Source organism: Bradyrhizobium sp. HKCCYLRH3059 (assembly GCF_051168035.1).
GTDB lineage: Bacteria > Pseudomonadota > Alphaproteobacteria > Rhizobiales > Xanthobacteraceae > Bradyrhizobium.
The window spans coordinates 142,366-158,053 of record NZ_JBNPUF010000008.1 but is presented as its reverse complement, the minus strand read 5'-3'; the positions used below and the strand labels follow the sequence as shown (position 1 = coordinate 158,053).

General features: G+C 59.4%; 10 protein-coding genes and 1 tRNA gene. 6 read left to right on the top strand and 5 right to left on the bottom strand.

What is annotated here, in order from left to right; all coding sequences use genetic code 11:
- Positions 1–200: 200 nt before the first annotated feature.
- Positions 201–1,979: an acyl-CoA dehydrogenase gene (locus ACQR13_RS24790; RefSeq protein ID WP_315715558.1), complete on the bottom strand. Its 1,779-nt coding sequence runs from the start codon at positions 1,977–1,979 to the stop codon at positions 201–203.
- Between the two features lie 289 nt (positions 1,980–2,268).
- Here ACQR13_RS24790 and ACQR13_RS24785 point away from each other — a divergent pair.
- A tRNA-Gln gene (locus ACQR13_RS24785) sits at positions 2,269–2,343 on the top strand.
- Positions 2,344–3,283: 940 nt separating this feature from the next.
- Positions 3,284–3,751, top strand: coding sequence for a GNAT family N-acetyltransferase (locus ACQR13_RS24780; protein WP_315752044.1), 468 nt, complete (start codon positions 3,284–3,286; stop codon positions 3,749–3,751).
- Between the two features lie 191 nt (positions 3,752–3,942).
- Here ACQR13_RS24780 and ACQR13_RS24775 read toward each other — a convergent pair whose 3' ends face one another.
- From ACQR13_RS24775 to ACQR13_RS24760, 4 genes are read right to left on the bottom strand one after another with little or no spacing between them, the layout of a single operon-like run.
- Positions 3,943–5,130: an amidohydrolase gene (locus tag ACQR13_RS24775; protein WP_315752043.1), complete on the bottom strand. Its 1,188-nt coding sequence runs from the start codon at positions 5,128–5,130 to the stop codon at positions 3,943–3,945.
- 46 nt (positions 5,131–5,176) lie between these two features.
- Entirely contained in the window at positions 5,177–6,628 is a 1,452-nt protein-coding gene (locus ACQR13_RS24770; protein WP_315752042.1) for an amidase, read from the bottom strand.
- Positions 6,625–7,533, bottom strand: coding sequence for a DMT family transporter (locus ACQR13_RS24765; RefSeq protein ID WP_315752041.1), 909 nt, complete (start codon positions 7,531–7,533; stop codon positions 6,625–6,627). The genes ACQR13_RS24770 and ACQR13_RS24765 overlap by 4 nt, the downstream gene beginning before the upstream one ends.
- Entirely contained in the window at positions 7,530–8,339 is an 810-nt protein-coding gene (locus ACQR13_RS24760; RefSeq protein ID WP_315752040.1) for a HalD/BesD family halogenase, read from the bottom strand. The genes ACQR13_RS24765 and ACQR13_RS24760 overlap by 4 nt, the downstream gene beginning before the upstream one ends.
- Before the next feature lie 517 nt (positions 8,340–8,856).
- On the opposite strand from ACQR13_RS24760, the gene hemA reads away from it, so the two are divergent.
- The 4 genes from hemA to ACQR13_RS24740 are packed head-to-tail and all read left to right on the top strand — an operon-like array spanning position 8,857 to position 15,670.
- Positions 8,857–10,164 carry a 5-aminolevulinate synthase gene (gene hemA, locus ACQR13_RS24755; RefSeq protein WP_315752146.1) on the top strand — a complete coding sequence of 436 codons (1,308 nt, stop codon included), beginning with the start codon at positions 8,857–8,859 and terminating at the stop codon, positions 10,162–10,164.
- Positions 10,165–10,221: 57 nt separating this feature from the next.
- Positions 10,222–11,760 (top strand): B12-binding domain-containing radical SAM protein, encoded by a 1,539-nt coding sequence (locus ACQR13_RS24750; protein ID WP_315752039.1) that lies wholly within the window; start codon positions 10,222–10,224, stop codon positions 11,758–11,760.
- Positions 11,757–13,262 (top strand): hypothetical protein, encoded by a 1,506-nt coding sequence (locus ACQR13_RS24745; protein WP_315752038.1) that lies wholly within the window; start codon positions 11,757–11,759, stop codon positions 13,260–13,262. The genes ACQR13_RS24750 and ACQR13_RS24745 overlap by 4 nt, the downstream gene beginning before the upstream one ends.
- A complete protein-coding gene (locus ACQR13_RS24740) occupies positions 13,262–15,670 on the top strand; it encodes a penicillin acylase family protein (protein ID WP_315752037.1) in 2,409 nt (802 codons plus the stop codon). Before ACQR13_RS24745 ends, ACQR13_RS24740 begins: the two co-directional genes overlap by 1 nt.
- Positions 15,671–15,688: the final 18 nt, after the last annotated feature.

The following is a 15,688-nucleotide window of genomic DNA, read 5'->3' as shown; positions in this document are numbered from 1 at the left end:
TCGATCGCGCGCGAAGCGGGCGAGCGGGGTGGGGTGATGTCTCCACCGGCACGGGTGCGTGTGGAGACATCACCCCACCCCGCCTCACGTTTCGCTGCGCTCCTCGTGAGGCGACCCTCTCCCTCCAGGGGAGGGTGGGAGCCCGGTGATCAGCCATGATGTAAGGACGTCAAAGCTGCGCTGTCACGACCGAGTCGAACTCACGCCACCAGCACGGCCTCGGCGCCGAGCACCGCATCGGCGCCGTCGGTGACGGTCTTTTCCAGGGACGGCGCCTGCACGGCAAACGTCTCGGCGAAGAACCGTGCCAGCGCCACGTGACGGGCGCCGACGGTCTCGCTCTCGCTGCGCGCGGCGAGCGCCTCGTTGGCCAGCATGCAGCCGCCGAGCGCCGAACCGAACAGGCGCAAGTACGGCGTGGCGCCGGCAAGCGCGTCGTTCGGGGCTGTCGCCAGCTTCTCCAACAGCCAGCGGCTGGAGCGGTCGAGCGCGCCGAGCGCGTCGCGCAGCTTGGCGCCTGTCGTGCCGAACGCCGGATCGTTGGAGGCCTCGACGCGGCGGACGATGTCGGTGAGCTCGTCGAGCAGCTTGAACACCGAGGCGCCGCCGTTCGCACCCAGTTTGCGGGTGACGAGGTCGATCGCCTGGATGCCGTTGGTGCCCTCGTAGATCGCGGTGATGCGCGCGTCGCGATAGTGCTGCGCGGCGCCGGTCTCCTCGATGAAGCCCATGCCGCCATGGATCTGCACGCCGAGATAGGCGACCTCGTTGCCGATGTCGGTGGAGAACGCCTTGGCGATCGGCGTCAGCAGCGCGCCGCGCGCGGCCGCCTCGGCGCGCACGGCGGGATCCTTGGCGCGCACGGCGACGTCGAGCGCCACGGCGGTCGCGTAGCAGATCGAGCGCGACGCGGCGGTCAGGACGCGCATCTGCATCAGCATGCGCTTGACGTCGGGATGGGCGATGATCGCGTCCGAGCCGGTGCCTTTGCTGCCGACGGCGCGGCCTTGGCGGCGGTCCTGCGCGTAGGCGAGCGCCTGCTGATAGGCGCGATCGGCGACGCCGACGCCTTCGAGGCCGACTCCGAGCCGCGCCTGGTTCATCATCGTGAACATGCAGCGCATGCCGGCGTTTTCTTCGCCGATGAGATAGCCGATGGCGCCGCCATTGTCGCCCATCGTCATGGTGCAGGTCGGCGAGGCGTGCATGCCGAGCTTGTGCTCGACGCCGGTGGCGTAGATGTCGTTGCGGGCGCCGAGCGAGCCGTCGGCATCGACGAGGAATTTCGGGATCAGGAACAGCGAGATGCCCTTGGTGCCGGCCGGCGCGTCCGGCAGCCGCGCGAGCACGAAATGCACGATGTTGTCGGTCATGTCGTGGTCGCCATAGGTGATGAAGATCTTGGCTCCGGTGATGCGGTAGCTGCCGTCCGCGGCCCGCTCGGCGCGGGTACGCAAGGCGCCGACGTCGGAGCCGGCCTGCGGCTCGGTCAGTTGCATCGTGCCGGTCCATTCGCCGGAGATCAGCTTGCCGAGATAGATGTCCTTCAGCTCCTTGCTGCCATGGGCATCGAGCGCCTCGATGGCCGACAAGGTCAGCAGCGGGCACAGGCCGAAGGCGACGTTGGCCGCGCTCCAGATCTCGGTGCAGGCGGCGTTGATGGCGAGCGGCAGGCCCTGGCCGCCATGCGCCTCGGGGCCGGACACCGCGTTCCAGCCGGCCTCGGTCCAGCGCTTGTAGGCATCCGGCCAGCCCGGCGCGGTGGTGACCTTCTTGTCGGCGAGCTTGACGCCGTTCCTGTCGCCGATCTGGTTGAGCGGGGCGAGCACGTCGGTGGCGAACTTGCCGGCTTCCTCGAGCACGGCGGCGGTGATGTCGGGGTCGAAATCGCCGTAATGGCCGGCCTCGACCGCCGCCTTCAGCCCGGCGCCATGGTTGAGGGCGAGCAGCATGTCGTTGAGCGGGGCGCGATAGGTCATGGCGTGTCCTCGGGGGTCGAAATTGGCCGGTTTGGCCGCCGTCATCCCATGAAACCGGCCGGGTCTCAACTTTTTCGCAAGCCGTTGCGGCGGGCGGCCGCGGCGGACCCGGCGGGACAGGGTAAAGGCTTGTTCAGATTGACGAATCGGCGAGCGCGGCGGATCACCCGGAGCCCGCGCAAATTTCCTGCGGCGCAGCGGTTGAAATGGGCCGGCGCGCTCTGTAGACCACGGGCGCCGATCCGGAATCGCATGGCGCCCGCGCGCCGCGCCGATCCGACGGGCCTGATGGGGCGTAGCCAAGCGGTAAGGCAGCGGATTTTGATTCCGCCATTCGGAGGTTCGATCCCTCCCGCCCCAGCCAGATTTCCGGAGCCCAGTCGGTATCTTACATTTTTACGATTTTGTTGTTCTGCACCTCGCCAGACGCCGCATTCCGAAACTCTGTTTGCGTTGTGTTCGCCAAAACGTGAGCTCGTCGTTTGCGTGTTGCCGCAAGGATGCGCGGAGCCGTGCGCTTGGCGTAACCGGCGTTACTCCGGGCCAAGGATTCCGGATATCCTTGGCGAATTCGGCCGGGTACAGTCGATGAACCACGCGCCATGCCCTGCGGCACAGGCCAACGAATTTCTCGCCGCGCCGAAACAGTGTGCTCTCGCCCGCGTCATCCCTGATGAACATTTCGTAGAGCTTATCAGCGGCACGCGGGGTGATACTCTTGATCGGCGAGCACCCGATGCGCTCGCCTCCTTTGTTGCGCACGTCGCAGATGGCTTGCATGCTGTGCTCGTAGCCGGGTCGCAAGCGCTTCGAGACCTTTTCGAGATATGCCTTTGTCTGCTCATATTCGCGGAAAGGCCAATCAACCGAGCCGACGCGCGCTACAGAAGCCTTTGGATTGGGGATGCCCTTTCGATTTTGGCATCGGCATCACTCCACGTCTCGTCGCTGTCAGAATCACTGTCATCCGAAGGCAGCCGATCATTGGCACAATCAAGCTCTCCGACGTTCCATGCTCTTCGGCGAGCGCCAATGAGTGCGGGCTTCGGCATACTTCCTGCCTGCACCATCTGATCGAAGACGTTGAGGGAAGCGCAGATGCAAGCGGCTATGGCCTCACGGGTGATGGGCCGGGGCTTGAGCGATGACGAGCGAGTCGTCTGCCTTGGCTCGGCGAGATCTTGGTAACAGAGCCTAGATTCTTCGTGCCCGTTCTATCTTTTTCGGTGTAGTTCGCTATCCTTGTTACGACATGAAAGATATCATCGTCATACATCGATGTGCGTGCAATGGAGTTGCTGGAGATGAACAAGCAGGGTGGAGGCGTCGAGATCGCGAAGGGAAATCCCTTTCACGCAGATGTCGTCCGTATGCTCAGAGACGCAGACGAATATTATGCGTCGCTTTACCCGCAAGAAAGCAACCACTTGATCGATGTGAATGAGTTGGCGAAGGACGATACTCTATTCTTCGTCGCTCAGATCAACGACAGGGTGATTGGCTGCACGGCCCTCGTCTTGTCACCTGACTATGGTGAGTTGAAACGCATGTATGTAGATCCTGCCTATAGGGGGCTGGGGGTCGCGCAAGATCTGCTGGATACGATCGTGCAGGCCTCGCGAGGGGCAGGGCTATCTTGTATTCGTTTGGAAACCGGGTACCTGCAGCATTCCGCGATAGCATTGTATCGAAAGAACAGCTTCTTCGAAATTCCGCCGTTTGGCGGTTACAGCATTGACCCGCTGAGCATATTCATGCAGCGCGACCTCTAGCAACCTGTTGAATGTCCCACAGGCATCTGCCTGCACTTTGGTGCCGACGTTGGATTCTGTCGTTGTCTTGGTCGTTGCGCGGTATTCGCTCTTCTGCGCGGCGGCCGCAGGCGGCCTATTGAGGTCAAGCTCGAACACGAATTGAATCAGAAAAAAAGGCATTAGTACCCTGTCTTTCCATTTGAGGAGCATCAAGTGGACGCCAGTTCCCTAAGGGCTATGCGCTTCAACAGCAACGCGGCACGCTCGATATTGCGATCGTCGAAATCATATGAGGGGCTGTGCAGGCTGGCAGCGCTGTCCGTCCCCTGACCAATCAAGCAATACGCCCCCGGGACCTTTTGTAGAAAGAAGGAAAAGTCCTCTCCGGCCATGCTCGGACGAACGTTGCTCAGGATGTCGTCTTGATCAAGCAAGATGTCTGCAACGCCGGTCACGAGAGCAGCGCGGTCCGCATGATTGATCGTGGCTGGATAGAGCTTTTTGTAGGTCACCAATCCCGTCAAATCATGGGCATCGCAGACGTGGTCCACGATATCTCGGATCTTCTTCTCAATAGTCGATTGAACGTCCGTACAATATGTACGAACCGTGCCGACACAGTCGACCCGATCGGGAATCATGCTGCCCTTGAGAGGGCTTCCGCCGTGAATGCCTCCGATAGATATGACGGCAGCCTCCACGGGATCCACATAGCGCGATACGACGTTTTGCAGCATCGAGATGATGTTTGCGGTGGCAACGATCGGATCCCTCGTCTGGTGGGGAATTCCGCCATGGCCACCCGCTCCAAGGACGGAGATTTCGATTCGGTCCGCCGCGGCCATCACCGCCCCGCTATTGATGGCGATCTTTCCGATTGGAAGCCATGGCGCATTATGAATTGCATAGATCGAGCTGAGCGGGAATCTCTCAAGCAATCCATCTTCGATCATCGCTTTTGCACCCGCTCCCCCCTCCTCAGCGGGCTGGAAGATGCAACATACGGTTCCGGAAAACTCACGGTTCGCTGAAAGCTCTCGTGCGGTAGCGAGCAGAATGGCCATGTGGCCGTCGTGACCACACGCATGCATGCAGCCGCTGTTCTGCGACTGCCAAGCAAGACCCGTCTGCTCCGTCAATTCCAGGCCGTCCAGCTCTGCCCTCAACCCCACATACTTTCTGGGGCCAGTCCCTTTAATGCCGCGAATGATGCCGACCACGCCGGTTCCGCCGATCCCGGTCTGTATCTCGTCGGCACCGAGCGCTTGCAGACACTCCACAACCATCGCCGACGTCTTGAGCTCCTTGTACCCTAACTCCGGAATCGAATGCAGCGCCCTGCGGATGCGTATCGCTTGATCGAGAGTGCCTGGCTGCAGTGCGTCACGCAATGACATATCATCTCCTTCGTCTCGAAGCGGGCGTCCTCGTCGCTGCGACCCGCTACGCCAGCTTCTGGATGTTCTCGGACAAGGCCATTGCCTCCGACCTTCCACGAACAGGAGCGAGTTGGTGAAACGACAGCATGTCCTCCAGGGCGGCCGCACAGGAAATGACGTCGTGGTCGCCATTTGTCGGCCCGATCACCTGCAGTCCTACTGGAAGACCCGACCGCGTCACACCGCAAGGCAGCGACAACGCAGGAAGACCGGCCACGGCCGCAACGTAGGTCAACGCTGTCCAGTCGAAATAGCCATCGAATACATGGCCTGCACATTCAACTACGGTCGGCTGATCGATCGGATGAGCCGGCACGATTGTCGACGGACATATCAAGAGATCATATGTTTCGAAGAAATCAGCCACATGCTGCACGATGCGAACCCGCGCCTGTTCGGCTTCAAGCATCTGGTCGATCGTCAGCTTCAGCCCCTCGGTCACGTTCTCCCTGATATCGGTTGATCTCACCAGCGTACCCTGCTTCCTCAGGACGCTACCAAGGCTGCACGCCAATACGTAAGCACGCATCACTCGAAAACATCGCTGGACACCATCTAGATTCGGAGACGCCTGATCCACGACGACGCCATTGGCCTGAAGTCGCGCCGCGGCATTTTGCACGATGCAAGCGACTTCGGGGTCCACAGGGCCGATGTTCAGATCAGCAGAGAAGGCGACTCGCTTCGGCAACTTCTGGACTTCAGCCGCGCTGGCAAACGACCGCAATGGACGTGGTTTGGAAAGCAGATCCCTATGGGTCTCGCCCGACATGGCGTCAAGGAACATTGCAAGATCGACGACGTTTCGCGCCATGGGGCCTTGGACGGCTAGCGTCTGATCAACGGATGCGCGGTTAGCCATCGCGACCCGCCCCGGCGACGGCCTCATCCCAACAACGCCACAAAAGCTCGCGGGAATGCGCAAGGATCCCCCCATGTCAGAGCCATGAGCAAGCCACGTCATATTCAACGCCAGAGCAGCAGCCGAACCGGAAGATGATCCCCCCGGCGAATATTTGACGTTCCACGGGTTCAAACACGGGTCAAAGACCGGATTCAGAGAATTGAATCCAACGCCGAGTTCAGGGACGTTGGACTTTCCAAATACAAGTCCCCCTTCGTCTTCGATGTGCTGGACGACCGCATCAGTGAAGGCTGGAACATGATCGCTATATATGAGAGATCCGGCCGTCGATCGAACCCCGGACACTTTCTGAAGGTCCTTGATGACCAGCGGCAGGCCAGACAGTTGGCCGCGCTCGTCGCGAGGCTTCTGCATCAATTTTGATGCACGATCATGCGCCCTATCGAAGCAGAGCGTCGGCAGGGCGTTGACGGTCGAGTTGACCTCGCCGACGCGCTGTTCCACCGCATCAAGGCAATCATGCGGAGTCACGTCACCGCGTCTAAGCAGGGACACGACGTCAACAGCCGAATAGTCGAGCAAGGCGTTCATCGCTGGTGTGCCCCTTCGAAGATGAGTAAAGCGGTGCCCGCCACTGCTGTGATTGCGCCCAGGAGCGAACTTGCATTCGGTCTCTCACCCCGCGTAAGCCAGAGCAGAAGCAGGAGCACCAGCGGCGTCGAGGACGCGTATGTCATCGATATTGCGATTTTTCCGCTCGTGATCGCCAGCATAAGAAGCGTCAGGCCGCCGCACATTCCAACGAGCGCACTCACAACGATCTTGGCGTAAACGGTAGCTGAGCTGGCGTCTGTCCTGATGTCGTCGCTGCGGGTGCGGCCCATGATGACAAACAATAGGGACGCTGCGCAGAACCGTATTGTCGTCGCCATGATGGGCGACGTTCCCGCCGTTACGACGGGAGTCGAGATCAGCGTGCCGATCGCCTGGCATCCGGCTGCAAGAACCGCCAATGCGACGCCCGTGTTCTGACGTTCGGCGTTGAGATGTCCATTCAGGGGAGCGCCGGCGCCTCCTCTGAAGGCAATGACAATCAACGCCCCAGTCAGTACAAGAAGAATACCAACTCCCGCCTCTATCGTGGTCCTCTTGTGATAGATGGCAGCCTCCAGCACGGCGCCGATAACGACGTTGGACGAGAATATGATGCTGGTCTTCTTCGGCCCTATTTTGCTGATGGCGGCAATGAGAGACAGGTCGCCGACCACAATTCCAATGAGGCTCGATGCCGCGAGCGTCAGCGCGTCCGCGACACTCACGCGAAGCGGAACATCGGCGATGAACAGCACCGGTAGCATGAAAAAAGACGCGAAGATCATTCGCGTCTTCGTGAACTCGAAAACACCTGTGGTGCGACTGACGTCAGCGGCAATGAGGCTACTGATCGCCAGGCACGCAGCGGTTCCAAGCCCGGCAACTTCGACGCCGACCGTCATTCGACGTTAGCCGTCTCGACTGTTGCGTCATCAGACCTGGTATCGTCTGGATAGATGTCTTCCATCGAGTTGTGCGTTATGGAATCCGACACCATGTCTTCCGGCGACGCAAACGTCAGGACCACAACGGTTCTCTTGGTAGATCCCGTCAGGGGCGCCACACGATGCAGTGTCGTATTCGCCTTCATAAAATAGCAATGTCCGCTGTTGACGTAGAGAGACCGAACGACGTTGTCTTGCAGGACCCGCCGGAGGTATGGCTCAGTCGAGCCTTTCTGCCATTCGACGTTCGAGAGGTACTCGACGCGTCCCCCGAGGAGCGGATCTGGAGCCTCAATGACAAAAATGAGGGCATAGGCATAATCGTCCCAATGCCATCCATGGGTGTCGCCAGGCTCGCACTGGCTGTTGATGATATACTCCTCGGGTCGGTAAGGAACCCGTTCAATGTTCTCACCGGCGAGCTTCCGGAGGAAGGAGAGAACCGCGTCGCTATTGAAGATGGCCGGAATAATCCCGTCATGTTGACAAATAGCGTCACGCCCGACGCTGCTGTAGGCTCTTGGTGTGTTGCCGCTTTCCTTGATGGTCAGCTTTCGCCGCTTCGACTCCCGGTCGAGCAGGATATTGGCTTCGCTGGTGAGCGCTTCGACCATATCCTTCGGAAGAAGCTGATCGATGACAGCGACGTGATTGCTCCTGAACGTTTGTGACAGCTGATCGATGGCGGCTTGCGACAGGCCGCCAATGTGACTAACTAGGCGCAGCTCGGTGTCTGTGGGCGTGCAGTTTGCTGACAGATTCATTGCAACCTCAAGTTCGGTGCTGAAAGAGCCAGGGCGGATCCCCCCGCCCGAGGACGTGCGGCTATGCATCGCGCGCGTCGCGACTGCCTCCGTCGTTCTGTACGGTGCCTGTGGGCCATGGAAGTATCGATACCGTATTTTTCGGATATGGCCGCCCGCGGTGGTCGTCGGTAGCTATGGACGACAGGGCATTGGGCTCGCTCTGCTTCGCGTTGAAGGCGACAAATCACAAAGGATGGCGTCGGTGAGCGAGAGCCAAGCAGGATGCGGCGCGATATTGCGAATGTTCGACGCGGCTCCCTGACGTTCAGTATCGTGTCACAAAGTTAAGGAGTGCGTCTTCGACGGATATCCTCCCTACGTCACGCCGCCTGTTCGGCGTTCATCGTCGGTGCCGTTCGCCGCGGCGCTGCTTGCCTGCTAATCACCGTGTCATCCACCGCCGCTCGGAGCTCTATCTCAAGCCACCTCGACTTCACCGACGATGTGTTCGCTCAATAGAGTGGAATCAGCGATGATGAATTATGAAGGCATATTTGTCCGGGCGATCGACGCTCTTCGTGAGGAAAGGCGATATCGGACATTTGCCACTCTGGTGCGCAATCCCGAGACTGCGCCGACTGCGCTCTGGCGACCGCCGGGCGAGACACGAGCACCACAGCCCGTCACCGTCTGGTGCTCCAATGACTATCTCTGCATGGGCCTGCATCCGGATGTGATCGAAGCGTCCACGGAAGCGTCCCGGAGCTTTGGCACGGGCGCGGGAGGAACAAGGAACATCTCCGGCACGCACCAAAAAATCGTAGAGTTGGAGCAGGAGCTGGCCAGTCTGCATGGAAAGGAGGCGGCGCTCGTCTTCACGTCAGGCTGGGTATCGAACTTCGCAGCAATCTCCACCATCGGGACTCTGTTGCCGGACTGCGTGATATTTTCAGACGCGGACAACCATAACTCGATCATTGAGGGTATCAGCCGCTCGAGATGCGAGAAGAAGATCTGGCGTCATAACGACGTGAGGCATCTTGAGCAGCTGCTTGCCGCGGAGCCCCGCAATCGCGCAAAACTCATCGTATTTGAAAGTCTCTATTCGATGAGCGGCAGTATTGCGCCCATCGGCGGGATCGCTGCTCTCGCTGAACGGTACGGTGCCATGACCTACATCGACGAAGTTCATGCCGTGGGGCTGTATGGACCTCAAGGTGGGGGCATTTGCGATCGAGACGGCCTCGCAGATCGGATCGACGTCATTCAAGGTACGCTCGCCAAAGGGTTCGGATCGCTTGGCGGCTATGTCGCCGCAAATGCATCGATCGTCGATTCAATCCGAAGCTATGCGCCGTCGTTCATCTTCACGTCGACGATACCGCCACACGTCGCCGCGAGCGCAACGGCGGCGGTACGGCATCTGCGCCGGTCCAAGGCCGAACGCGACCAACAGCAAGCGGTGACGCGCAGGGTCCGGCGTGCGCTTCAGGCCGCGCGCCTGCCGGTCATGGCCAATGAATCGCATATCATCCCGGTCGTGGTAGGCGACGCGCAGAAATGTACCGCCGCGAGCCAGATGCTGTTGGAACGACACAGGATATATGTTCAGCCTATAAATTATCCGACTGTGAGCAAGGGCACGGAGCGGCTTCGTCTGACTCCGACACCGGCCCATCGAGACGTGCACATCGACCTGCTGGTCGCCGCTCTCTCTGATGTCTGGGCGTCTCTCGAGCTTCCGTACGATGAACGGGCCGCGCGATCTCCGATCGTTGGCATGACGGACGACGCGGTCAATCCGAAAGACATGACGAATCAGCGGTCGGTTCCGGCGGAGTAAAGGCGGACGCACCGCGCGTCGTGACGATGCGGCATCAGGCATGGCGAGGGCGGATACATGACGCATTCCAAGTACAAGATCCTGTTCGTAACGCAGCACTATCATCCAATTCATCTGGCAGACGACCGGATCTATATTGTTGAACCCATCCAGTACGAAGTGCTGGCGTCCATGCTGGACAAGGATGAGGTGGACATTTCTCTGCTGGATCAGCGCCTTGATCGCCGCCCGTTGGCCCTGCTCGAGACGATAAGGCGCCTGCGTCCAAACTTCGTCGGATTCACGTCTTGGACGATGCATGTCGACCTCGTGCGGATGCAGGCGGCGCTGGTCAAGCAGATCGACCCTTCGATCATCGTTGCGGTAGGGGGGCACCATGCTAGCCTAAGTCCGTCCGACTTTGCGGACCCCAACATTGACTACGTCATGATGGGAGAGGCTTATCTCTCTTTCCGGGATCTGATCCTGCGCTGCCGGGAAAGCGAGCGTAACGTAGCTGATCTGGCAGGCGTTGCCTGGCAGGACAACGGCAAATTCTTCTCGAACGGCAAGGCGGTCGTTCCGAAGTCCTTCGATCTCGACAGCCTCCCCCTCCCGGACCGAAGCATCCTCGGCAAGTATAAGGGCAGATACTATCACCTCTGGTGGAAGCCGGTTGCTGCCCTGAGGACGTCCATGGGATGTCCCGCAAGATGCTCGTTCTGCAACTTGTGGCGGCCGAACCTCGGAAAGTATCTAACGTGGAGTCCGGAATACATCGTCGAGTACCTCAAGACGATCGAGGAGCCGTATGTCATATTTACAGACGACCACTTCTTCGGGGACGGGCGCCGGGCGCACGCCATTGGTGAAGCGATCCTTCGGGCGGGCATCAAGAAGGAGTACTTGTTCTACAGTCGGGCGGACGCGATTGTCAGAGACCCGAGCTTGGTCGCGCTGTGGTCGCGGGTTGGGCTCAAGCGCCTTCGGATGGGTCTGGAGAGCTATTCCGACTCCGAGCTCGGTGCCATGGAAAAGGGCAGCTCCGTGGCGCACAACGACAGGGCCATCGAGATTCTCAAGAAGCATGAAGTCTTGATCGAAGGCCTGTTTATCGTCGGTGTCGACTACAAAAGAGAACAGTTCGAAAACTTGACGAGCTACATCCGCAGCCGAAAAGTCGATATCCCGAACATCACTGTAGCGACGCCGATGCCGGGGACGACAGACTACGCCAAGAACGAAGACGCGCTCATTTACAAGAACCCGACGTACTACGATTTTCAGCACGCCGTGCTCCCCACAAGGCTCGATATCAAGGAGTTCTGCCATCTCTATGGGAAGATGCTGCTCAAGGTCCAGAGACCTCCACTCGAGCAGATCCGGCGCATAGGTCTGTTCAAATTCATTTGTAACGTTCCGTCATTCTGGATCTACTTTCTTCGCGTCTACACGTCTTACAAGCACTACGGCTACGTAGAGCGAAGCGGGGGCGAACTTCCAACACTTCCATGGGTTGATATGCGGCGCGGAAGCTGCGGCGGTGACGCGGTAGCGGACAAGAAATATGGCTCCGTCGACATCGACAAGGTGTTTCCGACAGGGGTTCCGTCATGACGGACGAGGCCGACGTCACGAATGATATCAAGCTGCGCTTCGGACGCCCCGACGATTTTGCCGCGCTTAGGTCTCTGCGGGGCGAGGTGTTCTGTGATGAGCTTGGGATTCAGGAGCGATCCTATCACGACGTCATTTTCGATTGGTATTCGAAGAATGTCGTTTTGCTTGCGGGCAACCGTTTGATAGGTGCTGTTCGTCTTGCCTACATCCGAGATTGGCAGGAGTACTATGTCAGCTACCTATGCCTCGCGGCGCAATACCGCCGGAAAGCGCATCTGCGGCTGTTGTTCGGAGCCATTATTCTGCTCATGAAGCGAAATGGGATCAGGTCAATCAGGGCGGATTCGTCCGACGCAAATCTGATGATGTATCAGGCGATGGGGTGCGTTCCCATCGGAGGAAAGTTCAAGAAGCCAGGATTTGTCTGCGACTGGACACCGATGCGCTACGACATTGGTGTCAATGCAGCGGCGGAGGAGAGTCTTTCAGAACGCGCGGCGGCTCATTTTGAACCGTGGACCGAGAGCGATCTGACATGGGTGTTCGACACCGTGTTTCATCGGTGTGACACCGCGTCGGCATTCGGGGTGACTTTCGAGACCCTTCTCGAAAAGGATCTGATCCCTGGGCATCTGCCGTATCTGGCTCGTCCCGACCGGGTGATCGACCTGCCGCGCGATGAGGCGTTTACGCGTCATCTGAGGACAGTCGAGGTGCGGTCAGATGACGATGAATTCTTTTCGGCAACTTCAACAGCATCTCCCACTCGCCCTGCCTGCCCGGATCGCACGACCATCACCGCGGGCAGTCGGTTCGCGCATCTGAATGCTCGGTTTTCGTCCAAGACCCTGGTGGCGGTTCTTGTCGACTCGGAGGCGTTGGTCTTGGCGCGATTATACGCTGTCCTGACCTGCAAGCGTCTGGTCGAGTTGAACGATTGGGGGGAACTGCCCTCTCTCTGCCCACCGTCCGTATCGAGCGTGACTGCCATTATCGGACCGGCTGATCGGGCACTGTCGAAGGCGGTTTTATCGGCAGCGCAACGCCGATGCGCTATCGGGCTCCTGACCGCCGCGGACCTGCCGGCTCTCTCGTCGACGTTGCTCGGCTCGTATCTGAACTTCATTGGACCAACACAAGTGGCGATCGCGGTCCATCCGGTGGGTCTTGTGTCGTACGAGGCGCCGACAGGCGCGTGCGGTCGTGGGCTCGGCCCAGGTTTGTGGAGCCTCGCCGGTGGACCAGAAATGACCGTCGTCGCGATTGGCCCGTATCATTTGCTCATCGTGCCCGCCAGGATATGCCGAGCTGCCGTAGCGGCCATTTCAGAATTTCTCAAGGTTGGCTATGCGATCGGACAATCAGTCCGATTGGTCCGCGAGGAGTGCCTGGGCGATGAGCCGATCCTGCTGATGGGAGATCCGAGCCTTCGCCTCGATATCGCCCCGTCAGAGAAGAACGCGGAGGCGACGCGGCGCTTGGCGGCCGTCTCGGACTGATGTTCGTGCTGAACAACTCATTTTCGATGCCTGCTTTCACGGCCGCGGTGGTGACAGGGACGCTATGCGTTGTTGGGCCGTGTTTTCTTTTCGGGCTGGCGCTGGTTGCGACGATCTTCGTGCGCGCGATGCCAAGGCGATCGGGTGAACGCAGGCTTGCCGGGTTGAAGAACGAGGTCAGGATCTATCACGACAAGCATGGCGTTCCCCATATCTTCTCGGAGAATTTTCAGGATGCCGCGCGGTGCCTGGGTTACCTGCACGCAAGCGAGCGCCTGTTTCAGATGGAAATTCACCGACGTGCTGGACAGGGGCGACTTTCCGAAATCTTCGGGGCGGATTTCGTCGACACAGACAAAATCATTCGTGTTCTAGGTCTCTACCAACTGGCCAAGACCAGCTTTGCCGCGCTTGCGCCGGAAACTCAATCCACGCTTTCGGCCTATGCGGACGGCGTCAATGCATTCTTGTCGACCCACCGAAGCAAACTGCCGTTTGAGATGGTCTGGTTGAGAATCCGGCCGGAGCCATGGTCTCCCATTGATTCAGTCGTGTGGGGCAAGCTCATGGCTTGGCAAATGAGCCGGAACTATCTCGCCGAGCTGAATCGAGCCGAGTTGACCAGCAGAATCGGAACGGTCGATGCCGGCCCGTTTTATCCGGATCCCATGCGGGGCAAGACCGGACCATTGGTATCGGGTGGGTCTGGTGGCTCGCGCGGACAATCCGACTTTTCAGACAAGATGGGAGCGTTGCTCGGATTGGCCAATGGCGCTTCAAATGCTTGGGTCGTCGCCGGCGAGCGTACCACGAGCGGCCATCCGCTCCTCGCGAACGATCCGCATCTTGACGTGTCGTCGCCGGTGCTCTGGTTTTTATGCCGGATCGTCACCCCCGGAGGATGGGTGAAGGGAGCCGGAGTACCAGGCGTACCGATGATCCTGCTTGGACAGAACGAGAGCATCGCCTGGGGAACCACGGCGGCGATGTCCGACGTTCAGGATCTGTTCGTGGAAACTCTGGATCCGTCGGATCCGACCAAATATCTTGCGCAGGCTGGCTCTCACGCATTTGACAGGCATGAAGAGACGATTCGAGTCCGAGGTCGGCCCGACGTCAAATTCGCCATCCGCAAGTCGCGGCATGGCCCGGTGCTATCCGATGCTGTCCCGCGTCTTGCCGCGCTGGCGGGCAGCGATGGCGTCATCGCGCTATCCTTCAGCGGGCTCGGAGATTGTGACCGCACTGCCGAGGCGTTTCTGAAGCTCAATCGGGCGCGGAATTGGGAGGAATTCAAGGATAGTCTGCGGCTGTACGAAACGCCTGCGCAGAACATGTTCTACGCCGACGTCGCCGGCAATATCGGAGTCATGAGTCTCGGGCGGGTCCCAGTGCGCAAGTCGGAATATGGCCTGCATCCCGCGGCGGGATCAACAGGTGATGCAGACTGGTCAGGCTACGTTCCGTTCGACCAGATGCCGCACTCGTTCAATCCGGCCTGTGGCTATATCCATAATGCGAATGGTCGACCGGCCTGGTGTGGGCACGATGTCTTTATGGGATGCGATTGGGAAGAGCCGTATCGGACACAAAGAGTCCAGCAGTTTTTCGACAACATCAGATTGCACTCGCTGGAAACATCTGCCGAAATGCAGGCCGACATTCTATCTCTCGCCGCTCAGGATCTTCTGCCGATTTTGCTTCGAGCAACCCCGTCCAGTCCACTGGGACGGCAAGCCCTCGCGCTGCTCTCGAAGTGGGACGGCACGATGCACAAGGACTGGGCAGAACCGCTCATTTTCAACGGGTGGATGCAGGCGCTCCGACGAATGCTGATCGATGACAAGGCGAAGGTGAAGCTTGAGTATGTCGGGCCATGTGCGGCTTCGCTCCTCAGGAAGCTTATCCTGGAGCATCCCAAATGGTGCGCTTCGGGCGAAGAGACGGATCTGGAATGTCGTGCATGTCTGACGCGGGCTCTCGAAGAAGCTATGGCGATGCTCTCGAGGCGCCGCGGGTCTGACCTGACGAAATGGCGGTGGGGAGACGAGCACATCTCGACGCTTTCGCACGTCTTCTACTCGCGGATACCGATCTTCAGGTCATTGAGCGAGCTTGGCGTCGGAAGTGGCGGGGACCTGTATACGCTCAACAGCGGAGGTGCTCTGCAGCCGCACCATGATCGCCCGTTCGAGCGGAAACACGTTCCGACATTTAGAGCCCTATATGATCTCGGCGATCCGGATCGGTCCCGCTTCATGACCGCGACCGGCCAATCTGGCCATATCTTCTCGCGCTTTTACGGAAACCTGACGCCGCTTTGGAACGAAGGCGAGTCGATCACGCTGGCTGGCGATGAGTTGGCCTTGCAGCGTGAAGGCGCGACTCTCATGAGATTTATTCCGTAGGGCTGACAGGGCAGTCAC

Excerpts from the sequence above, each read along its gene's own strand:
- ACQR13_RS24775 (WP_315752043.1), bottom strand. The coding sequence starts at position 5,130 with ATGTCATTGCGTGACGCACTGCAGCCAGGCACTCTCGATCAAGCGATA.
- ACQR13_RS24745 (WP_315752038.1), top strand. The coding sequence starts at position 11,757 with ATGACGGACGAGGCCGACGTCACGAATGATATCAAGCTGCGCTTCGGA.
- ACQR13_RS24770 (WP_315752042.1), bottom strand. The coding sequence starts at position 6,628 with ATGAACGCCTTGCTCGACTATTCGGCTGTTGACGTCGTGTCCCTGCTT.
- ACQR13_RS24765 (WP_315752041.1), bottom strand. The coding sequence starts at position 7,533 with ATGACGGTCGGCGTCGAAGTTGCCGGGCTTGGAACCGCTGCGTGCCTG.
- ACQR13_RS24740 (WP_315752037.1), top strand. The coding sequence starts at position 13,262 with ATGTTCGTGCTGAACAACTCATTTTCGATGCCTGCTTTCACGGCCGCG.
- hemA (WP_315752146.1), top strand. The coding sequence starts at position 8,857 with ATGAATTATGAAGGCATATTTGTCCGGGCGATCGACGCTCTTCGTGAG.
- ACQR13_RS24750 (WP_315752039.1), top strand. The coding sequence starts at position 10,222 with ATGACGCATTCCAAGTACAAGATCCTGTTCGTAACGCAGCACTATCAT.
- ACQR13_RS24760 (WP_315752040.1), bottom strand. The coding sequence starts at position 8,339 with ATGAATCTGTCAGCAAACTGCACGCCCACAGACACCGAGCTGCGCCTA.
- ACQR13_RS24790 (WP_315715558.1), bottom strand. The coding sequence starts at position 1,979 with ATGACCTATCGCGCCCCGCTCAACGACATGCTGCTCGCCCTCAACCAT.
- ACQR13_RS24780 (WP_315752044.1), top strand. The coding sequence starts at position 3,284 with ATGAACAAGCAGGGTGGAGGCGTCGAGATCGCGAAGGGAAATCCCTTT.